The organism is Streptomyces speibonae (genome assembly GCF_984686075.1).
Map to the genome: position 1 here is coordinate 2,614,440 of NZ_OZ480260.1, position 19,610 is coordinate 2,634,049.

The following is a 19,610-nucleotide window of genomic DNA, read 5'->3' on the forward strand; positions in this document are numbered from 1 at the left end:
GCGGAGCCATCTGAGGTGCGCCGATTAGATCCGGACACTCGCTGACGCGACAGCAGCCTTCATGGTCATCACTAGGCATTGGGCCATAAAGGAAGCCCCGGGCAAAGTACCCGGGGCCTCCGTACCGGTGCAGGATGTCTCACTCGTACTCGCGCAACAGGTCCTCGATCCGTCGGTTGGCGACGTCCTGCCGTCCGTCGAGGCACTTCGCGTAGCGAGTCAGCAGGACCTCGACACTGTTGCCGGCGCGCTCGGCCACCTCTGTCGGGTCGACCCCGGCGTTGAGCCATGTCGACAGTGCCGAGTGCCGGAGGTCGTACGGCCGACTCGCGAGCGGCGAGGCCGCGACGGCCGGCGGAAGCGCGAGAAGCCGGGCCTCCTGCCACACCCTGTAGTAGGTCGAGGACGGGACGACCGAGCCCTTCTCACTGAAGAACAGCCGCCCGTCGTCCGCCGTGCCGAAGGTGGCCAGGTGCTCACGGAGCACAGCAACGAGGTGGGGCGAAATGGGCACCCGCCTCACATCCTCGGTCGGCCGGTTCTTCAGCCCGCGGTCGTCATGGGTCTCCCCCGAGTCGGTCCACTGCTTGCCGACGGACGGACGAGTCCGGTGGAGCAGCGCCGAGCCCCAGCCTTGCCCGGGAAGGTTCAGGTCCGTCTCGACGAGGCCGACCGCTTCCGCCGGCCGGAGACCGCCGAAGTACATGGCGGCGAACAGACCCACGAGGCGACGACCACGGGCACGCCGGTACGCGCCCACGTAGGAAACCGCCGCCAGCAGGTTCCGTGCTTGCTCCGGGTTGGCGACGACCCGCGGATCGACCTGGTTGGACACCTTCGGCTTCTGCCAGCGGACAGCCGTGATGGGGTTCTCCCGCAGCTCCCCCAGGTCGACGGCGTAATTCGCGGCATTGACGAGCGTCCGACGCTTACGCCGCACGGTCTCCGCCGCTGCCGCCGTGCCGTCGAGCTTGAGCTTCAGCGAATCGAGGACCGCGCGAGCCGTGGCCGGTTCTGCGAGATCGGCGAGCGGCCGGGACGCTTTGGACACCCAGTGGAGAACGTTCCGCACGTCGTCCGGGACTTCCCGGTCATCGGGCCCCGGCAGCACGAAGGCCCAGTTGCGCAGTGCTCTGCGGATCACCTCGTCGGACGGCCGTCCGGCACGCTCGTCGAGGAGTTCCAGCGTCACGCTGGTGAGGGTTTCGTTGATGCCGTCCCGTGTGTTGGGTGCGGCATGGGGCCACTTCATGGCGAGGTACCTGAGAGCGAAGGCGTACCACGATACGGCCGACTTCTTCTCTTCCATCGAGGCCGGAAGGCCCGATTCCGTGTCGAACTCCTCGCCCTCGCGCATCGCGTGCATGAGCTTCGTGCGGTAGTGGTCGGCAAGCGCCTTGGTCCGGAAGGACTCCGAGAAGACGTTGCCCGCAACAGACCAGCGGACTCCGTACGAGGGCGTCTTGGTGTCCCGCTTACAGCGCTCCAGACCTTCACGTCGGGGGACTTCACGCCGCCGCCTCCAACTGCCGCAGCCACGTGGTGAAGTCACTCCGCCACACTCGGAGCTCCCCATTGGGCAACTTGAACGCAGCGGGCCCCTGGCCCAATTCGCGCCAGCGGTAGAAGGTGCGCCGGGACGCCCCACCCAGCTCGGCAAGGATCTGCGGAACGGTCATGAGTTCGTCGCGTCGGCGGTCCATGTCGGTTCTCCTTCCGTTCCGGCAGCGGGTTCGAGGGTGGCGGCGAGCCAGCTTTCAGCACTGGAGAGGCCGGTTCCGGCGAAGACCCAGTGCGCGAGGACGAGAGTCGTTTCCTGGCCCGTGTCGACGGCCGGATCGGCTTGGGCGCGGCGCCATGCGGCGCGGGCATCGCAGAGGGCGCCGAGGGTGGTGGAGTAGCGGCAGGACTTGGTGGAGAAGTGGCTGCGGAAGCCGAGCATGTGGGCCCAGGCCCGCAGACGGAGGTCTGCCAGCTCGGTGCGTGCGCCCAGGGTCCAGGCGGTGCGGATCATGCGCCGGGCGTGGTCGGTGATCCTCGCTTGTGCCAGCTCGGCGAGGAAGCGGATCGGCCGGTCGAGGGTGCCGGTCGCAGTCTCGGCGCCTTTGGTGGCGTACTTGGCGACGTACGCCGCTACGGCCCGCTCGGTCAGGTCCTGGCCGTCGTCGAAGTCCGTGGACCGGATCGTACGGACGTCGAGCTGTCGGCCGAAGACGAAGGTGTGCGGCCGACCCTCGACATCCGGGCCGTCGACGCGAGCGGCAGCGGCGGCAGCGCGGATGGCGTCGGTCAGCAGCTCGGCCGTCGCCCAGGCCGGGGGCGCGGTCTCGCCGCCTTCCGGGCCATCGAGGCGGATAACCGCGTGGAAGTGGACGGCGCCCCGCTTCCGGTACTCGGCCACCTTGGCGAAGGAGACCCGGGCATGGTCCCGGAAGGCCCGCTGGGTGAGGCCGGCTCGCTTGGCGACCTCCCGGCGGAGGTAGATCGAGAAGCGTTGCCAGAGGGCCCCGGCGTGCGCGTTCCACAGCACGGCCGCTTCGTAGTCGTACGTGTCCGGGTCGAAGGGCGTGCCCAGGGCCGGGTCCTGATCGTCATGGCGGACGCCGCAGCGGCAGGGGCGATCACCGGAGGGGCGGTTGTGGACCGGGCCGAAGCCGGGGGCGGTGAAGGTGGCGAAGACGCGCGGGTGGGTAGCGACCCGTTCGGGGGTGCCCTTGCCGCCGCGGAGCCCGGCGGTGATCAAGTGGTAGGTGTCGCGGCGGTAGGTCTCGGCGCAGGCCGCGCACCGGGTGACGCGGCGGTTGTTGCAGCGGACGAGGAGCTGGCCGGCCGGGAGGGCGGAGGAGTCCAGGTGGTGCAGGACGCGGCCGATCTCCCCGGTGGTCCGGTCCACCGCGTATTCGGTGCGGTGGCCGTCGAGGCGTACCGGGCGGGTGCAGCCGCCCAGGCCGGACAGTTGGCGGCCCAGCTCGGGCAGGGTGCCGAGGGAGGCCAGCATGGAGAGTTCCGCCAGCGGAGGCGGAGTCTGCCGGGTGATGATGGGAGTTCCTTTCGGCTGTCGTGACGGTTCGGAAGGGACGTCCCCGGGGCGGCGGGATGCTTGGCGGCTTGTTGCCGCCCCGGCGGCCGGTCAGCGCTTGTGTGCGCCGTTGACGAGCGAGCGCAGGACCACGGCGGCGATGGCCACAGAAACGGCCGAGACGGCGACCGCCGCCAGGAGCGCGGTGAGCACGATCCCGACGACGACCACGGCGGCAACCGCGCCAGCACCATGCCCACGTATGGGGCGACCGGACGGCCGGCCGAGGCAACCGGAGCTTGCGTCTGCTGATGCGTGACGGTGGTCGTCGGCAGAGTCGGGACGTCGGGCAGCTTGGGACGGAACACGGCGGATCCCCTTGTCACTCGTGGGTGCCGTTGACGACGTCGACCCCGGAGCGGGTGCCGGACTCGATGGCAGGGGCGAGGAAGGTGTGCGAGAGCCAGAAGCCGAAGAGCGCAATCACGATGGCGACCCAGAGCCGGACGCCGAGGAACTTGATCGCGGCCCAGGCGATGACGCCCAGGACGAAGACGAGCGGCAGCGAGACGGTCACGGGAGCTCCCTCAGCGGATGGCGCAGCGGTGGGTACGGGCGGCGAGTTCGGCGGCGGCGCGGCTGTCGTAGTCCGTGGCGAAGCCGCAGCGTGGAGCCGTGCAGGCTGCGGTGTGCTTCTCGCGGCCGCGGCCGTCGTAGTAGGTGGCGACCTGCACGGGGCCGATGCGGACGACGCGGCGGAAGCGGCGGTTGGCGGTCATCACGGGGTCTCCTTGAGGTCATGGCCGGTGAAGTCGGTGACGTGCTCGGCCAGCCAGCGCAAGATCTCGTCGCCCTCGTAGCTGTCGGCGGCGAGGATCACGGGCTCAGCGATGAGCACGGCTTCGGTGAGGCGGTTCTGTCGGGTCAAGGCGATCGCGGGCCATCCGGCGACGAGGATGCGCAGCCAGTCCGGCACGTCGTCGAGGTCGAGGAGTCCGGCCGTGGCGACGTTGACGCCGAGCGAGGCGGTCAGGGCGACGAGGAACCAGCACCACCCGGCCGTTTTCGCCTCACCGGAGCGCAGCCGCCGCCAGGCTGCGCCCAACAGCAGGTCGACGGAGACCGGGTAGGCCCAGGCCTTCCAGCCGTCCTGTCCGGCGGCCAGCGCCAGGTCATGCAGGTGGGCGAAGGACAGCGCGGCAGCGATCAGCGCTTGGACGAGTACGGCGTCGATGCGGACGGGCAGGGCACGCACGGCGCAGCTCCTTCCGGTTCCAGGCATGGAGGGGGTAGGGACGTGGCACGGGACGGCCGTGCCGGCCGTGGGCGGGTGCGCTTACTCGATGACCGGGCGGCCCGTGGCTACGGGCCCGGACGCCTCCACCGGCATCGGCGGGACGTACGGCCGGAAGGGGTGGAGCGCCGGTACGTCGGGGGCCAGGTCAGCCGTCGCGCGGCAGGTAGCCGCAGCGTCGGCGAGGGAGAGGTAGGGGGTGCGGATGCGGGACCAGCCGCCGGAGGTGTCGCCGCCGGGCAGCTCGGCGGCGATGGCACAGGGGTACGTCGTGGCTGGGGCGGTCGGCTCCACGGCTTTACGGAGCCACTTTGGCGCGAGCCTCGAAGATCATGGCCCCAACGTCGTGCTTTACCGGGTAGGTCCACAGACTGCCCGACGCGCCGGAAGCTTACGGGGCCATGATCACTCGCGCCAAAGCAGCGCCACCCCAAAGCCGCTCCACCGACCTGAGCCGTGGGCGGCGAGGGACACGGCGCGGATCGCTGCTAGTGCTGTGACCGCATAGGTTCACCGGGTTGCTCTTTGTGCTGGTTGGAAGCGATGTCGCTTCCAACCAGTAGAGGAGGCGGGATGGCACCACCGGTCAGGGTCCGGAGGCTGACGGAGCAGGAGGGGCAGAAGGTTCAGCAGATCGTTCGGCGAGGTAGTACGAGCTCGGTACGGTTTCGGCGGGCGATGATGCTGCTGGCCTCGGCCGGCGGCAGCACGGTCCCGGTGATCGCGCGGCTGGTCCAGGCAGACGAGGACACCGTCCGAGACGTGATCCACCGCTTCAACGAGATCGGGCTTGCATGCCTAAACCCTCAGTGGGCGGGAGGCCGTCCCCGCCTGCTGAGCAGTGACGACGAGGACTTCGTCATCCAAAGACGGGAGTAATTGTCAAGAGTTGTGGATCAGCGGGGTTGTTCAGGCCGCGGCGGCCTCGGGGCGTTCGATGAGGTGACCGTTCTCGAAGCGGGCGCCGGCGCGGACGAGGGCGACGAGTTGGGGTGCGGTGATCGCACGCCATCGGGCCTGGGCGGACTCGGCGAGTTTGAACACCATCGCCAGGGCGGCGGCCGCGCTGCCTGCTCCGCGGGTGACCTTGGTCCGGAGCTTCACCGTGCTGAAGGTTGACTCGATCGGATTTGTTGTGCGCAGGTGCACCCAGTGTTCCGCCGGGAAGTCGTAGAACGCGAGGAGTTCGTCGACGTCGTCGGTGATCTTCTTGACGGCCTTGGGCCACTTCGCGACGTAGGACCGCTCGAAGTCCTTGACCGCCTTCATGGCATGGCCGCGGTCCTCGGCGTTGTAGATCTCCTGCAGGGCCTTCTTGGCGCCGGGCTGAGCCGACTTCGGCAGGGCGTTGATCACGTTGCGGGTTTTGTGAACCCAGCACCTCTGCTGTCTGGCCTGCGGAAACACCTCTGCCAGCGCCCGCCACAGGCCCATCGCACCGTCGCCGACCACGAGCTCGGGGTCGCGCATGCCACGCCGCCGGCAGTCGCGCAGCAGGTCCGCCCACGACTCGGTCGACTCGCGCAGGCCCTCGGCGAGCGCGATGAGTTCCTTGGTGCCGTCCAGGCGGACGCCCATGAGGACCAGGACGCAGGAGTGCACCTGGCCGAGGCGGACCTTGGGGTGGACACCGTCGGCCCACACGTAGACATAGTCGGATCCGGACAGGTCACGGGCCTGGAAGGCGGCGTGGTCGTCCTGCCACTGCTTCGTCAGCCGGGTCACCGTGGCCGGCGAGAGCCCGGCCGCTGAGCCGAGGAACTGCTCCATCGCGGGCACGAAGTCGCCCGAGGACAGTCCGTGCAGGTAGAGCAGGGGCAGGACCTCGCTGACCTTCGGGGATTTCCGACACCACGGCGCCAGGATCTTCGACGAGAACCGCTTGCGCTCGCCCGTCTCCGTGTCGACACGCTTGTCGTTGACCCGGGGCGCCCGCACCTGGACCGGGCCGGCGGCAGTGGTCACGGTCCGTTCGCGGTGGTGGCCGTTGCGGACCACCAGGCGGCGGCCGTTCTCGTCGCGTTGACCGGCCAACTCGGCTATGTACTGGTTGACTTCGGCTTCCAGGGCGGCGGCGAGCATCCGCCGGGCGCCCTCACGGACGATGTCGTCCATCAAGGAGCCGGTCTCGGTGGATCCCTCGTCGTTGACTACGCTGAGCACGGGCGTGCCTTCCCGACCCGCGCTGCAACGCGGGCCTACTCGATGACCATCAGTCGATCACTCGGGAAGGTACGCCCTCCGCATTCCGCGAGGCACCCCTCCCGAGGCCGATCCACAGGTCTTGAACATTGCTCTGCAGCCGGACTCCTCCAGCTCCGTGGAGTCCTTGGGGCCACGCACCGGCGCGGCGAGCGACGCCTCCGTGGGCACCATCCAGTCGGCCGCCACAGCCGCATCCCGCGCCACCGACCGGGTCTCGCCCGCCGCGCAGTGGAGTGCCATGAGATCGCCCAGGGTCTCGCCCTCGAAGCCGTCCCCGAGGTGCGGATCGTCGCCCAGCCGTGCGCACAGTTCCACCAGGGCGCGCACCGCGAGAGCCGCGAGTTCACCCGCGTTCCGCTCACGCCATGCTTCCAGGGACGGCCCGGGCCGCGGCCTGCCCTCCGGATCCAGGACGAGAAAGCCGGTCGTGAGCGCGCTGTCGACCCCGTCAGCGTCGACGTCTGCGGGCGGGGACGCGGCGAGCTGCTGCCGCGGGCGCGAGCAACCCTCTGCCGCACAGCGCGGCCACAAAGCCGTCCTGGTTCGCGGGCAGCCGGTGCGGCGGCGCGAACGGCTCTTCCCCTCGCAGGATGTCGTACTGCTCGACCACCTTGCCCACCGCGGTGAACAGCGCCATGTCGTCCGGGCGCGGACCAAGGAGCGGGAAGCGCCGCCGACGGCAGTTCGGCCGGCCCGAGCGACCAGCGGCGTCCCACGCGCAGCCCGGCTTTCGTAACCGCCTCGGTCCACTCGCCGACTCCATCGGCATCCATCAGACGCGCCACCTGTTCGGAGCCGAGCAGGTCAAGCACCCATGGCGCCTCGTCCGACTTTGTCAGGCCGAGGGCGAGGCGCTGCCCCAGCACCATCGCGGCCACAGCCTGCCGCTCCATCGCCAGTCCGCGCCGGTAGGGGCCGAGCGACCACGCCGCCGGAGCCGCAGCCAAGGAGCCCGCGTCGGGCTCTTTGGCATCCGTCGCGTCCGGAAGGGACAGCAGCCTAATGGGGCTCATCGGGTCATGAGTGAGACTCGATGAGTGGCCGCCAGCAGGTGAGCACTTTCGTCGCCGGAGCCGTTCGAGCTCTGGTGTCAGACCGTGCCCCTGCTGGTCGGCCGGGAGGCCGGACTGCTGATGGGATGGCGTGCCCGCCGGGTTGTGGGGCGTGAGCACTGGATCCATTAGGGCGCGAGCTGTGTCTTCCGCGGGCCACACGCGCGGTGTACGTCGAGAGGTTGGAGAAGCGGGTGCTGTTCGTCGGCGACGACTGGGCCGAAGACCATCACGATGTCGAGGTCCAGGACGACTCGGGCCGAAGGCTCTGGGCCGCCCGGCTGCCGGAAGGGGTCGAAGGCGTCGCGAAGCTGCACGCCCTGATCGCCCGGCACGGCGGCGAGGACCTGGAGCCGGGAGGGGTGGTGGTCGGGATCGAGACCGATCGCGGCCCGTGGGTCCAGGCCCTGCTCGCGGCCGGTTACCAGGTCTACGCGGTCAACCCCCGGCAAGCGGCCCGGTTCAAGGAGCGGTACGGCACCTCCGGTGCCAAGAGCGACAAGGGCGACGCACACGCGCTGGCCGACATGGTCCGCATCGACCGTGCCCAGTTGCGGCCGATCGCCGGAGACAGCGAGCAGGCCCAGTCCGTCAAGGTCGTCGCCCGTGCCCACCAGACGCTGATCTGGGAGCGCACCCGCACCTTCCAGCGGCTGCGCAGCACGCTGCGCGAGTACTTCCCCGGCGCGCTCGCCGCCTACGCGGGACTGGAGCTGACCAGCACGGACGCCCTGGAACTGCTGCTCAAGGCACCTACGCCGGAGCAGGCGGCGAAGCTGACGAAGCAACAGATCACCGCGGTCCTCGCCCGGCACCGGCGCCGCAACCGGGAGCAGAGAGCCGCCTCCATCCAGGCCGCCCTGCGCGAGCCGCAACTGAACGTCGCGGCTCCTGTCGCCGATGCCTACGCAGCCGCCGTGACCGCCCACGCCCGGCTGATGATCACTCTGAACGAGCAGATAGACGCCCTGGAGGGGCAGGTGAAGACGCATTTTCTGGCGCACCCGGACGCTGAGATCTACCTGTCGATGCCCGGCATCGGCGAGATCACCGGCGCTCGGGTGCTGGCCGAGTTCGGAGACGACCCAACCCGCTACACGTCCGCGAAGGCCCGCAAGAACTACGCCGGCACCAGCCCCATCACCCGGGCCTCCGGCAAAAGCCACAGCGTCCAGGCCCGCTTCGTCCGCAACAACCGGCTCGCCGACGCTCTCCAGCGACAGGCGTTCTGCGCGCTGCAGAACTCGCCCGGAGCCCGCCGCTACTACGACAAACAGCGCGCCCGCGACTTGGACTACAACCCTGCCCTGCGGCAGCTGGGCAACCGACTCGTCGGCATCCTCCACGGATGCCTCAAGACCCGCACTCACTACAGCGAGGCCACAGCATGGGCCCACCACGCGAACCTCGCCACAACTTGACATCCAGCGTCATGGGATGTCTGACACGCTCCGCGTACGGCAACCGCCCAAGTTCCTCCAACCCTCCCCGCACCGCCTGCGCGTCCCGTACGTCGACACCGCGTGACCGCAACAGGCCGCCCCAGAAGCGAGGGAGCGTCAACTCGCGTGGGTCCCACATCACCCGCAGGTATTCCTCGGCGCACTCGTCGATCGCCTCGCGCAGCCGCGCGTGCCGCTTGGCGTTGAGCCGCCCGTCCGCTCTGGTGCGGTCCGCCAGCACGCGCAGCACCCCGAGTGCCGCACCCTCCTCGCCCGGTGTGACGGACAGGAACTGCGGCAGCGCCTCGAGCAGCACGGCCCGTACCAGGTCGGGAATGGCCTCAGAAGCCGTTGTCGTACCGTTCTCGGGACTTGGTGATCGAACGGTCGTCCCGATCGGGTGGTCGTGGTGTGCTCGGCGCATGAGAGGAGGGCCTCCTGAACAGCTCGCTGGTGTCGAATCACCGAGCATCAGGAGGCCCTGGTGTCGCAGTCTTGCGTGCCGATGCCTGTGCAGTCCACCGCGGGCACCCGGGAGTGTGACTGTCTGGCTCACCGGTTCGGAAACGCTGCCGACCATGCGCTGCACGAGCGCCGTTACCCGAGTGACATGACGGACGCGGAGTGGGCGGTGGTGCGGCCGCTGCTGCCGGAGCCTGGCTGGATGCGCGGCCGGGGCGGGCAGCCGGAGGCGTACTGCCACCGGGCGATGCTGGACGCCATCGCCTATCTCGTGGACAACGGGATCAAGTGGCGGGCGATGCCGGTCGACTTCCCGCCGTGGGACCGGGTCTACGCGTTCTTCCGCCGCTGGCGCGACCACGGCCTGGTCCGGGAGTTCCACGACCGGCTGCGCGGGCAGGTCCGCGAGAAGGCGGGGCGGGATCCCCGGCCGACGGCCGGGATGATCGATTCGCAGTCGGTCAAGGCGGACGCCGTGGTCGGCGCCGACAGTCGTGGCTTCGACGGCGGGAAGCTGGTCAACGGCCGCAAACGGCACGTCGTGGTCGACACCCTCGGCCTGCTGCTCGGCGTCATGGTCACCGGCGCGGATGCCGGCGACCGGGCCGCTGCCCGCGTCCTGCTGGAACAGGTTGCCGCTGCCCACCACCGCCTGGCCCTCGTCTGGGCCGACGGCGGCTACACCGGCAGCCTCGTCGAGCACTGCCTGGCCACGTTCGCCCTGGTGGTGGCGATCGTCAAGCGCAGCGACAACGTGAAGGGGTTCGTGGTGCTGCCCAAGCGGTGGATCGTCGAGCGTCTGTTCGCGCACCTGATGCGCAGCCGCCGCCTGGCCCGCGATTTCGAGCGCCGTGTCACCAGTGCCGAGGTGATGATCTACTGGTCGATGACCGCCCTCATGATCCGTCGCCTGGCCCGGCCGCACCGGGAGCGAGGGTGAACTGTCCGGGAGTGGGCTCGGCCAGCCAGCCCCGGGCGACCAGGCGTTTCGCCTTCGACCGCAATGCCTCCACCCGTGCCGGCACCACGTCCATGCCGAACCCCGCGGCCATTTCCTGGCACGTCACAGGCCCCTGCTCCAGACGGGCCCGGTCCGCGACTGCTTGAACGATCCGCTGGTAGTCGACCGACAGCACCGACGAGGCCATCCCCGCACGCCACACCGGCACCTGCGATTTCGGCCGGGCCGCATCACGGGATGTCGGCCACCCGCCCGCTTCCCGCGGACCGGCAGCGTCCTGAACGCCGGCTCCGTCGGGAGCCAGAACCGTGTCGACTCGCCGCCGGGCGATCAACCACTCCCGCAATTCCTCCTCGGCCGCGGCCAACTCGGCCTGGACGCGGTCGGCTTCCTCACGAAGCCCGTCGACCCGGCGTCGAGCAGCATGTTCCTGTTGTTCCAGCAGTCCGATGATCGAGGGCATTCACGGCCTCCCACGGAACGACAACGTGACAGGCCACTACTTTCACGGACCTACCGCACCCATCCACGACCTGCGGAAACCCACTGATCACACTCGGAAAGACAACAGCTTCTCAGGCAGCCCGTCGCGCACCTTGGCACCGCTCAGGGCGAGCAGATGCAGGACCGCGTCCGCGGCCACTGGATCAAGACTTTCGCCACGCTCCATGCCCCAGGAAAGAAGAGCGTGGGTGGTCAGACCGGATTCCGCTTGGCGTGTCACCCGAACACCGTACAGAGCCGTTCCCGGGGGTGGAGTCGCTTCTGTCCGTCGCATGCGGCTCACAGAATGTCAGCAGAAAGAACGTTCCATGCCCTGCAGGCCCACTGCTGCTCACCGAGCAACCCAGCACAGACGCCGACGCATCCGCCGGCGATCCGCCAAACCGACGGTCCTGTCCTCGACCTGCTCGAGCGAGAACGTAGCGGGAACTTGACAGTCCGCTCCGGAGTCCGCTCCGGGCGGCCGTGGTCCGGCATGCCGGATCGTGACAGCCCGCGACTCAAGCCCAGGACGACCGTTCCCCACGATGACAGGGGCCTCGGCGAACTGGCCTCGACCAGAGACAGCTGATAGTAAGGTCGACCTGAACCATTTCTGTTTAGATTGACCCAAACGGAATCGGGGAAGCTGTGGCTGGACAGATCGACAAGCCGGGGCGGCTGCTGGACCGCGATCACGAGTGGGCCCTCCTGAACGATTTTCTCGCCGATCCAGCCACCGAGCTGCGACTGGCCATCGTCTCGGGGCGCCGGAGGAACGGGAAGTCGTTCCTGCTGGAGGCACTCGCTGAAGCGGTGGGCGGGCTGTACCTGACCGCTGTGCAGGAGGAAGGCCGGGTTCCCGCGCTGCACCGGTTCACCGAGACGATCGCCGCGCACGCGGGTGTGCGGCCCGGGGCGATGCGACTGGACGACTGGCGGGATGTGCTCACCGCCGCGCTGGATGTGGTGAACCGGGCCTCGGGGGCGCCGCTGATCGTCATCGACGAGCTGCCGTACCTGCTGCAGCACTCCCCGGAGATCCCCGGATTCCTGCAACTGCTCTACGACCAGTCGCAGTCCGGCAAGGCACCAGGCGGCCGGATCGTGCTGTGCGGCTCGGCGATGAGCGTGATGTCCGAGTTGCTGTCCGGGACGAAGCCGCTACGCGGCCGAGCCGTTCTGGACCTGCGCCTGCCGGCCTTCGACTACCGCACCGCCCGCACCCACTGGGGGATCGCGGACCCGGCGGTGGCACTGCAGGTCGACTCCGTGCTGGGCGGCGCCCCCGGCTATCGGCCGCTGGCCGCTGGGCGGCCCCCGCAGAGTGAGGCTGAGTTCGCCCCCTGGGTGGAACGCACCCTGCTGGACCCGGGGCGGGCACTGTACTCCCGGGTGGAGGCGGAGTTCCTGCTGCGCGAGGACCCGCGGATCACCCACCGCACGCTGTACTACGACGTACTGTCCGCGGTCGCCCGGGGCGCCTCGACCCCGGCGAAGGTCGGCTCGATGTTGGAACGGTCCCGCTCCGCCATGGTCGCCCCGCTGGAGGTGCTCGAGTCCACCGGCTACGTCCGCAAGGAGCAGGATCTGCTCAAGGCGCGCCACCCGACCATCAGCGTGGCGGACCCAGTGATCCGCTTCAACCAGCTGATCACACTGCCCATGGTGGACCTGGTGGAACGGCGGCGCGGTGCCCAGGTGTGGCAGTCGTCCCGACCGACGTACCACTCGAAGATCCTCGGCCCGCATTTCGAGGAGACCGCGCGCGAATGGGCCCGCTCCTTCGCCATCGACGAGACGGGGCTGTCCCTCGGCGCGGTAGGCACGGCGGAGATCGCCGACCCGACCGCCCGGACCAAACACGAGGTCGACCTACTCGCCATCGCCCCCGGCGAGCGCCCTCAAAACCCGCGAGCCGCCATCGCCCTGATCGGTGAGGCCAAGGCCACCGTTCAACCCCGAGGACTCAAGGACCTCGAGCGCCTCGAACACATCCGGACCCTCCTCGCCGACCAGGGGCACCGGCCCGATGACGCGACCCTCGTCCTGTTCTCCCTGCACGGTTTCCATCCCGATGTCATCGACGCGGCCGGTCACCGCCGCGATGTCCTCCTGGTCGACATCAGCGCGCTGTACGGCGACGGACCCATACACGGCCTGACATGACATGAGGCGGGGTTGCGTGACTCACGGGGGCGCCATGGGCCCAGCCCTGGTGGCCGACCGGGGCGGGATCGACGCTGACCGGCACGCGAAAGCGCGGCCGCGGTCCCGAATGGGACATTTCATTGCCGCGGGACATACGCGGGACGGCGGGGCTGACATTTCGTCAGACAACTCGCTGACCTGCGAAAACTCTTGGGAACCGTCCGGCCTCCGGAGCCGTGTGCACAGGTTCGAATCCTGCCGGGGGCACCACGGATTAGGTGCCCAAAGACCCCGTCACCAGCGGAAACGCTGAGAACGGGGTCTTCGCGTATGTGCAGCGAGATGCAGGCCTGAGCACCCCTAGCTAGCGGGGCCCCAGCGCCACGCTGGTCCGCCGACTCAGGCACGGGCCCAAGCCTTGCGATGACGAGCGACGCTGTACGCCTGCTCCACTTGGTCGGCGGTGAGCACGCCTGAGAGGGGAGCGAGTGCCGATACCTGGCGCTCCTCGTAGACACGGACGCTGAGCTGCGTGGCGACCACCTTCAGCTCAGTGACGCCGACGAAGACGAGTACCGGCTCGACCGGGATCGGAAAGCCGCAATAGTGTTCAAGGACTCGGGCGACCCTCTTGGCCTCCGCCCGGCTCTTGCGTGCGTAGGGCGCCGGTTTGCCGTGGTCGACTTTCACGGAATCGTCCCCGACCCACACGGCCCGCTTGTCGTGATGCTTTGTATTGATACTGAAGACTCCACCAGGCCCGATCAATAGGTGATCGATATCCACTTTGTTGGACAAGGGGATGGAGTGCAAGACGTGCCAGCCGTGGCGTTTCAGGCGGTTCAACTCGGTTCCGACTCGCCGTTCTCCCTCCAAGCCCTTCCGCCAGCCATCCCATTCCGTAGGTCGCCGAAGGACTCGTGCAATCACTCGCTCCAGGAGTCCCGGTCCGGATTCGTCGAGTAGAGCACGTAAAAGGGCTCCGGGAGGGTTCACGGCCAGATCGTCACCCGGCGTCAGTGGTGGCAGCGTGCGACGCGCGGCAGCCGTGGGCTCCCTCCGCGGCAGAACTGGGTCGGTCAGCTTCTGTAAGTGCTCCTTGAGCACGGCCATCACTTCGTCGCGGTACTCCGTACGCAAGACCGTGATGTCCCCCGTCGTAACGTCTGCCCAACCGACCGAGGTGCCGTCAGGCAGGTTGGCGTACAGGCGATCATGTCCGTACCTCTTCCAGCGCGTGACGTGCAGTTCCACAGAGGCCCCCTGTGCTCCCGCGTTCGATGTTGCCGACATGCCAGCAGCGAGCGAGAGGAGTCACAAGACCATATGTCGACAGAGCTCAGTGCCGGAGGTCGTGCGCCCGGCTCATGAACCGCCGCTACCGCTGGCAGGATGCGGCTGTGCGCCTGAGGGCACGATTAGTACACGGAGTGGTGCTGGTCGTCCCCGACGCCGACCTGCGGCCACGAGACTGCGGGGTTTGCCGTCACACCCAGTCAAGCGTCGGAACAATGGCGTTCATGTCGCGACGTAGCTCTTCTCGTATCCCCCTCAGCACCTCCGATCAGCCGCTGAACGGGCGCAGCGTCACGCGGTATTGGATGGTTTGGGGGACGGGGCAGAACGTTACCCAGGCTACTGAGAGCCTGCTGCGAGAGGCCGAGGAAGGGGGCGCTGAGGAAGTGATAGGCGTTCGTATCTGCAGTGCCCCAGCCATGCACCAGGGGCGTCTGTTCGGAGGTTCCGTAGGAGCTCACTTCGTCGTCTATGGGACTGCGGTCCAGTTCTAGGCACCCTCAGACGGCTATCCGGGCTGCCTGATGCGCCTTCCGTCCCGCAGGTCCGTCAACTACGGCAACAGGTCCGCCAATGACTGTGCCGGGAGGGCCGGTCGGCACCGACTGGACGCGATCGGCAGGTGCAGCCGGCAACGGCGGCTGGCTGCACACGGCTGAGATGCTCCCGACCCGTCAACCGTCCCGGCGTAGGGCGAGGCCCGCGATCACCGATGTTCCGTGGGTGGGGCGGGGGCGGACGGTCCAGGTGGTGGCGAGGTGGTCGACGAGGAGTAGGCCCCGGCCGTTCTCCGCGTCCGTGTTCGGGTGGGTCAGTACGGGCTTGCCTGCGCCGGGGTCGGAGACGGCCAGCCAGTAGTGGCCGTCGGCCGGCCATAGGACCAGTTCGATCAGGTCCTCGTCCTCGCGGCCCGTCCCGTGGCGGATCGCGTTCGTGACCAGTTCGGAGGTCAGCAGGCTCAAGTCGTCACCCAGGTGCGGGCGGAGGATGTGTGGCAGTGATTCCGTGACTGCGTGGCGGGCCCTCCGTACGGAGGCGGGGTGGGCGGGGAAGTGCCAGTGGGCGGGTACCAGGGGGATTTCGGGCATGACGAACTCCGGTGTGGGGAGAGAGGGTTTTGTTGTGCCGGTGGCCTGCCGCCCTGGTCGCGGGCATACCCGCCCCAGGGCAGGCGGGCATGCTCGCGCGGTGCGCTTCCAGCATCGCGTTGTGTAACTTGCGCGATACTGACAGTAGAACAGCAGGGGTCACATTTGCCATGCGGCCCGAAATATTGGCCTCGATGCGGTGAACTTGTGGTTATAGGACTGATCCGGACACCGCACGTACGAAAGGAACGTCATGCCCCCGAGGACGATCCTCACTCAGCGGCAGAAGCGTCTGGGAAGTGAACTGCGCAGGATGCGCACCGCCGCCGGCATGTCCGCGGAGTACGCCGCGGGGCTTCTCGGCGTCGACCGGAGCCGCATTTCCAACATGGAGTCCGGACTGCGCGGCATCAACACCGAACGGCTGCGCACGCTTGCTTGCAACTGCGACTGCACCGACGAGACGTACGTCGATGCCCTTGCCGAGATGGCGGAGCCGATGCGGACGGGGTGGTGGGAGCGGTATCGGGGCAGCTTGCCTCAGGGCTTACTGGACATCTCCGAAACCGAGGCCTACGCGGTACGTCTGCGGGGTGCGAACACCGTGCACGTGCCGGGGCTGCTCCAGACGTCGGAGCACGCGATGGCCATCTTCCGCGCCGTCGTGCCGCAGCTTCCCGAGCATGAGGTCGCTCTCCGGCTCGCTCACCGTTCCGAGCGTCAGAATGTGCTCACTGGTGACAACCCGGTTCCGTATGTGGCTGTGATCCATGAAGCGGCGCTTCGGATGCAGTTCGGGGGACCGGATGTTGCCCGAGGGCAGTTGAAGTACTTGCTGGAAGTGTCCGAGTGGGACAACGTCACCGTGCTGGTGCTTCCCTTCGCCCAGGGCGCCTTTCCCGGAGCGGGGCAGACCGTCGTCTACGCCGAAGGGCCCGTGCCGCAGCTGGACACCGTGCAGATCGACAACTCCCATGGACCGGATTTCCTCCACGCCGACAGTCAACTCGCGAAATACCGTGCCCAGCTGGACCTGTTGGAAGGGTTGGCACTGTCCCCGCAACGGTCCCGCGACTTCATCCGCGAGATCGCTCACCAACTATGAGGAGTGACCACATGGCTGTCATCGCCTGGGAGGCACCGTTCTGCGGCGAGGGAAGCTCCTGCTTCCGCCTCGGTACCGATGCCGAGGGCAACGGATACATAGCCGTCGCCGGCCAGGAGGAGACCCCCCTTACCGACTCCCTCGAAGCCCTGCGCGCCCTCATCACCGACATCAAGGCCGGGAAGGCCGACCATCTGCTGTAGCACCCTCCCATGCGGCCGCCGGCCGTGCGTGGGCATTGATCAGGCACAGGGTGCGGTGATAGGCGACGTGCGCCTCGTCCAGCGGGTGGTCGGGGGCGCGGCGTAGGGGGTGGGGGTCCCTTGTGTGATTCGTCGCTTGCACCAGGCCGTCCGGGGCGATGTAGATCTCCAGGCCGTCGAAGAGGACGTGGCAGTTGGCGCAGAGGCAGAGGAGGTTTCGCAGTTCGTCGGGGCCGTGGTGAGGGCTGCCCAGGCCTCTTATGTGGGCGGCCTCGCTGTACGCGCGGTCCAGGTAGCGGAGCGTCGTGTCGCAGATCTGGCAGCGGTTGTCCTCCAGTTCCTTGACCCTCCGGGCCAGGGCTTCGTCGCGGACGATGACGGAGCGGGTCGTGTCACGGCGGGGTGCGGGGCCGTCGGGGCGGTCGTGTTCGTCCAGGGCGGCCTCGATGCGCTCCTCCGTCAGGTTGCCGGCTGTGGTGTAGCCGCACAGGCCGATGCGTGCGAGGAGGGTTCGGCGGTCGATGTCCTTCAGGTACGTCTCACAGAGCGTGGTGATGGCGTCGAGGCGGGTCACCGGGTCGTTGAGGAGGCGCGCGGTCTCTTCTGTGAAGCCGGCTCGGGCCTGGTGCGCGTCGAGAATGGTGACGTTCGGCATCTTGCGTGACAGGTCCGCCGGTATGCCTTGTACGTCCCAGAGGCCGCTGCCCCTGAGGTGCCAGAACGGGTACTGCGGTGTGGCCTTCGCGTTGGGGAGGCCGAACTCGGTCAGGAGGGGGCCCACCTCGTCCCGGAACTCGGGCCACGGGGTCATACGGGGCCGTCCGTCGACCGTGCGGGAGATCGCCCACAGGAGGCTCAGCGGCTGGTGACGGCTGGGGGCCGGGTTTCCGGGGCCGCGGGAGACCTTGAGCTTCCGGAGGCGGTCCAGCAGGGCCACGCGGCTGTTAGGTGCGGCTCCGGTCTCCACCACGAAGCCCAGTTCGCGCAGGCATCGCGCCACCGTGGCCGCGCCGCCGCTGAAGTCCCCTGCGCGCAGGAAGTCGCCGGTGGCGTAGCCGTGGGCCACGCCGGCGATGGCGTTCGAGTCGTAGCGGCGGCCGTCCAGGACCAGCTCGTACGACGCGGCGCGCCCGAAGCCGTATGTCTGGAGGAAGGTGTCCCGGCCCAGGCGGCGGAACTCTTCCGTCGCCGCGATGACGTCCTCGTATCCGATGTCCCCAAGCCCCATACGCCGCAGGCTAGTCCGCCTGTGCGCCCGCGTCCGCGACGCGGTGGGCGGTGATCGTTCGTGGCGGGTGCTGTAGCGGCCCGCGGGTGCGGCGACGGCGTCGGGTGCGTCCGGGAACGTCCGCAAACGGTCCCGTCACCCCGGGCGGCCCCGACGGCGTTATCGAGACACAGGTCATTGAAAGTGCAACAAGGCCTTGTTCGGTGGCGTTGGGCACGTGACACTCGTGGTGCTGCCGGTTCGCGAGAAAGGCCGGGAGATGGGTTCGTATGGGCTTATGCGTCTTCTACCTGGAGGTTTTCGTGAAGAAGAGCGTTCGGAGGGCCGGATTATCGGTCGGGCTGGTTTCGGCGGTGGTGTTGCCGCTCGTCGGGGCGGCGCCGGCTTCCGCCGGGGCGGCGGGGTCGTGGAACCTCGCGGCCGAGGGGCAGCGGATCTGCATGGATCCGGATCAAGGGTGGCCCCGGACCTATGCCTTCGCAACGGTGGAGGGGACGTGGGACACCCCGATCGCGTATGGGATCCGGGATCTGCCTCCGGGGTCGACCGGGGTGGGCGGCACCCTGAAGCCGGGTACCAATGAGCGCGATCCCGACGATGGCGGGCTGCCCGTCAACGGCTGGCTGGATCTGCGGATCGCTCCCGCGCCGGCCGGTGAGTACACGGCCGAGGTCTGGGCCTCCGACGGGAAGGAAACCCAGACCGATTCCCTGCTGCTCGTTTTCCGCGAAGGGTGCTGAGCTCAGCCTCCCGGTACGGTCACCGCGTGCCCGGCCATGTGGCCGTGGCCAGCCAGTAGCGGGCGGTGAGGCGCACGCCGTCCGTTGTCTCGTAGCGGCGGAAGGCGCGCGCGGCCGACTCCCGGGACCGGCTCACGGACTCCGGCGCGGCGTCGCGCAGCCAGTGGCGCATCGGGCCCCAGCCGAAGAGGAAGTCGGCGGCGTCCGCCGCGTCCGGACCCCAGCGCTGGGAGACCTCCAGCGGGGCGACGATCACTTGTTCGAAACCGGCCTCCGAGAGGACGCTTGTCGCGCGTCCCGGGTCCGCGAAGGCGGCGGGGCCGGTTTCGGTCTTTTCCGAGAAGTCCGGCAGAGGGACGTGCTCGGCCACGGCCGCGAAGATCGTCGCCTGGTCCATCCGGTTGAGCGACTGGGGGCAGACGAAGGCCAGCCGGCCGGCCGGGCGCAGCGCGCGGCCGATGTTGGTGAACGCCGCCACCGGGTCGGCGAAGAACATGATCCCGAAGCGGCTCAGGGCGACGTCGAAGGATGCCGGTTCGAAGGGGTGCACCTGGGCGTCGGCCTGGAGGTGGGTGACGTTGGTGAGGTGTTCCCCGGCGGCGCTCGCGCGGGCGCGTTCCAGCATGGGTGTGGACAGGTCGACGCCGACGGCGCGGCGCGCGGTGCGGGCGGCGAGCCTGGTCAGGCGGCCGTTGCCGCAGCCGATGTCCAGGACGTCGTCCGTGTCGCGGAGGCGGGCGGCCGCGAGCAGCGGGGCGTTGGCGGGGTCGTTGAGGGCGTCGTAGCGCGCCTGGTGCTCGGCCCAGTGCCGGCCCTCGTAGCCGTTCCACGCCTCGAACTGGTGGGTGTTCACGATCCGGTCGTCATCAGCCATGTGCTCC

20 protein-coding genes and 5 pseudogenes are annotated in these 19,610 nt (G+C 68.8%); 7 read left to right on the forward strand and 18 right to left on the reverse strand.

Annotated elements, in window-relative coordinates:
• Positions 1 to 139: 139 nt before the first annotated feature.
• The 8 genes and pseudogenes from AC5L3C_RS11445 to AC5L3C_RS11480 form a co-directional block, all read right to left on the reverse strand.
• A pseudogene (locus AC5L3C_RS11445) lies at positions 140 to 1,512 on the reverse strand (tyrosine-type recombinase/integrase).
• Positions 1,509 to 1,703 (reverse strand): helix-turn-helix transcriptional regulator, encoded by a 195-nt coding sequence (locus AC5L3C_RS11450; RefSeq protein ID WP_493648888.1) that lies wholly within the window; start codon positions 1,701 to 1,703, stop codon positions 1,509 to 1,511. The pseudogene AC5L3C_RS11445 and the gene AC5L3C_RS11450 overlap by 4 nt, the downstream one beginning before the upstream one ends.
• Positions 1,676 to 2,998, reverse strand: coding sequence for a replication initiator (locus tag AC5L3C_RS11455; protein ID WP_493648890.1), 1,323 nt, complete (start codon positions 2,996 to 2,998; stop codon positions 1,676 to 1,678). Before AC5L3C_RS11455 ends, AC5L3C_RS11450 begins: the two co-directional genes overlap by 28 nt.
• 132 nt (positions 2,999 to 3,130) lie before the next feature.
• Positions 3,131 to 3,387 (reverse strand): annotated as a pseudogene (locus AC5L3C_RS11460) (SpdD protein).
• Positions 3,388 to 3,401: 14 nt separating this feature from the next.
• Positions 3,402 to 3,596 carry a hypothetical protein gene (locus AC5L3C_RS11465; protein WP_358873513.1) on the reverse strand — a complete coding sequence of 65 codons (195 nt, stop codon included), beginning with the start codon at positions 3,594 to 3,596 and terminating at the stop codon, positions 3,402 to 3,404.
• A 10-nt stretch (positions 3,597 to 3,606) separates the two neighbouring features.
• Positions 3,607 to 3,798, reverse strand: a complete 192-nt coding sequence (locus AC5L3C_RS11470) for a mobile element transfer protein (protein ID WP_019527054.1) — start codon at positions 3,796 to 3,798, stop codon at positions 3,607 to 3,609.
• A 149-nt stretch (positions 3,799 to 3,947) separates the two neighbouring features.
• Positions 3,948 to 4,274 (reverse strand): annotated as a pseudogene (locus AC5L3C_RS11475) (DUF2637 domain-containing protein); the annotation flags it as partial.
• Positions 4,275 to 4,355: 81 nt separating this feature from the next.
• Positions 4,356 to 4,577: pseudogene (locus tag AC5L3C_RS11480) on the reverse strand (FtsK/SpoIIIE domain-containing protein); the annotation flags it as partial.
• A gap of 309 nt (positions 4,578 to 4,886) precedes the next feature.
• Between AC5L3C_RS11480 and AC5L3C_RS11485 the strand changes: the two are divergent.
• Positions 4,887 to 5,180 (forward strand): annotated as a pseudogene (locus AC5L3C_RS11485) (helix-turn-helix domain-containing protein); the annotation flags it as partial.
• 42 nt (positions 5,181 to 5,222) lie between these two features.
• On the opposite strand, the gene AC5L3C_RS11490 reads toward AC5L3C_RS11485, so the two are convergent.
• The 3 genes from AC5L3C_RS11490 to AC5L3C_RS11500 all read right to left on the reverse strand — a co-directional run bounded on the left by AC5L3C_RS11490 (position 5,223) and on the right by AC5L3C_RS11500 (position 7,155).
• On the reverse strand, positions 5,223 to 6,476 hold the full coding sequence (locus tag AC5L3C_RS11490; RefSeq protein WP_493646217.1) for an IS256 family transposase: 1,254 nt from the start codon (positions 6,474 to 6,476) through the stop codon (positions 5,223 to 5,225).
• 57 nt (positions 6,477 to 6,533) lie between these two features.
• Entirely contained in the window at positions 6,534 to 6,845 is a 312-nt protein-coding gene (locus AC5L3C_RS11495; RefSeq protein ID WP_493648892.1) for a hypothetical protein, read from the reverse strand.
• 121 nt (positions 6,846 to 6,966) lie between these two features.
• A complete protein-coding gene (locus AC5L3C_RS11500) occupies positions 6,967 to 7,155 on the reverse strand; it encodes a hypothetical protein (protein ID WP_493648894.1) in 189 nt (62 codons plus the stop codon).
• Between the two features lie 609 nt (positions 7,156 to 7,764).
• Between AC5L3C_RS11500 and AC5L3C_RS11505 the strand changes: the two genes are divergently transcribed.
• The gene (locus tag AC5L3C_RS11505; protein WP_124288405.1) at positions 7,765 to 8,991 is read left to right on the forward strand and encodes an IS110 family RNA-guided transposase; all 1,227 of its coding nucleotides are present in this window, start codon (positions 7,765 to 7,767) and stop codon (positions 8,989 to 8,991) included.
• Here AC5L3C_RS11505 and AC5L3C_RS11510 read toward each other — a convergent pair.
• Positions 8,924 to 9,436, reverse strand: coding sequence for a hypothetical protein (locus tag AC5L3C_RS11510; protein ID WP_493648896.1), 513 nt, complete (start codon positions 9,434 to 9,436; stop codon positions 8,924 to 8,926). The two genes, AC5L3C_RS11505 and AC5L3C_RS11510, sit on opposite strands and share 68 nt — an antisense overlap.
• Before the next feature lie 186 nt (positions 9,437 to 9,622).
• Between AC5L3C_RS11510 and AC5L3C_RS11515 the strand changes: the two genes are divergently transcribed.
• On the forward strand, positions 9,623 to 10,414 hold the full coding sequence (locus AC5L3C_RS11515; RefSeq protein ID WP_472094517.1) for an IS5 family transposase: 792 nt from the start codon (positions 9,623 to 9,625) through the stop codon (positions 10,412 to 10,414).
• Here AC5L3C_RS11515 and AC5L3C_RS11520 read toward each other — a convergent pair.
• Entirely contained in the window at positions 10,371 to 10,898 is a 528-nt protein-coding gene (locus tag AC5L3C_RS11520; RefSeq protein ID WP_493648897.1) for a hypothetical protein, read from the reverse strand. The two genes, AC5L3C_RS11515 and AC5L3C_RS11520, sit on opposite strands and share 44 nt — an antisense overlap.
• 87 nt (positions 10,899 to 10,985) lie before the next feature.
• Positions 10,986 to 11,159 (reverse strand): hypothetical protein, encoded by a 174-nt coding sequence (locus AC5L3C_RS11525; RefSeq protein WP_493648899.1) that lies wholly within the window; start codon positions 11,157 to 11,159, stop codon positions 10,986 to 10,988.
• Between the two features lie 410 nt (positions 11,160 to 11,569).
• Between AC5L3C_RS11525 and AC5L3C_RS11530 the strand changes: the two genes are divergently transcribed.
• Positions 11,570 to 13,087 carry an AAA family ATPase gene (locus AC5L3C_RS11530; protein ID WP_493648901.1) on the forward strand — a complete coding sequence of 506 codons (1,518 nt, stop codon included), beginning with the start codon at positions 11,570 to 11,572 and terminating at the stop codon, positions 13,085 to 13,087.
• A gap of 381 nt (positions 13,088 to 13,468) precedes the next feature.
• On the opposite strand, the gene AC5L3C_RS11535 is transcribed toward AC5L3C_RS11530, so the two are convergent.
• Positions 13,469 to 14,323 (reverse strand): nuclease-related domain-containing protein, encoded by an 855-nt coding sequence (locus tag AC5L3C_RS11535; protein WP_493648903.1) that lies wholly within the window; start codon positions 14,321 to 14,323, stop codon positions 13,469 to 13,471.
• A 716-nt stretch (positions 14,324 to 15,039) separates the two neighbouring features.
• The gene (locus tag AC5L3C_RS11540) at positions 15,040 to 15,453 is read right to left on the reverse strand and encodes an ATP-binding protein (RefSeq protein ID WP_493648905.1); all 414 of its coding nucleotides are present in this window, start codon (positions 15,451 to 15,453) and stop codon (positions 15,040 to 15,042) included.
• Positions 15,454 to 15,706: 253 nt separating this feature from the next.
• Between AC5L3C_RS11540 and AC5L3C_RS11545 the strand changes: the two genes are divergently transcribed.
• Both AC5L3C_RS11545 and AC5L3C_RS11550 read left to right on the forward strand, forming a co-directional pair.
• Positions 15,707 to 16,558: a helix-turn-helix domain-containing protein gene (locus AC5L3C_RS11545; RefSeq protein ID WP_493648907.1), complete on the forward strand. Its 852-nt coding sequence runs from the start codon at positions 15,707 to 15,709 to the stop codon at positions 16,556 to 16,558.
• 11 nt (positions 16,559 to 16,569) lie between these two features.
• A complete protein-coding gene (locus AC5L3C_RS11550) occupies positions 16,570 to 16,761 on the forward strand; it encodes a hypothetical protein (protein ID WP_493648909.1) in 192 nt (63 codons plus the stop codon).
• On the opposite strand, the gene AC5L3C_RS11555 is transcribed toward AC5L3C_RS11550, so the two are convergent.
• On the reverse strand, positions 16,730 to 17,989 hold the full coding sequence (locus tag AC5L3C_RS11555; RefSeq protein WP_493648911.1) for an HNH endonuclease: 1,260 nt from the start codon (positions 17,987 to 17,989) through the stop codon (positions 16,730 to 16,732). The genes AC5L3C_RS11550 and AC5L3C_RS11555 overlap by 32 nt on opposite strands.
• Before the next feature lie 302 nt (positions 17,990 to 18,291).
• On the opposite strand from AC5L3C_RS11555, the gene AC5L3C_RS11560 reads away from it, so the two are divergent.
• Positions 18,292 to 18,729, forward strand: coding sequence for a DUF5980 family protein (locus AC5L3C_RS11560; RefSeq protein WP_493648913.1), 438 nt, complete (start codon positions 18,292 to 18,294; stop codon positions 18,727 to 18,729).
• 19 nt (positions 18,730 to 18,748) lie between these two features.
• Here AC5L3C_RS11560 and AC5L3C_RS11565 read toward each other — a convergent pair whose 3' ends face one another.
• Positions 18,749 to 19,603, reverse strand: a complete 855-nt coding sequence (locus AC5L3C_RS11565; protein ID WP_493648915.1) for a class I SAM-dependent methyltransferase — start codon at positions 19,601 to 19,603, stop codon at positions 18,749 to 18,751.
• Positions 19,604 to 19,610 lie beyond the last annotated feature (7 nt).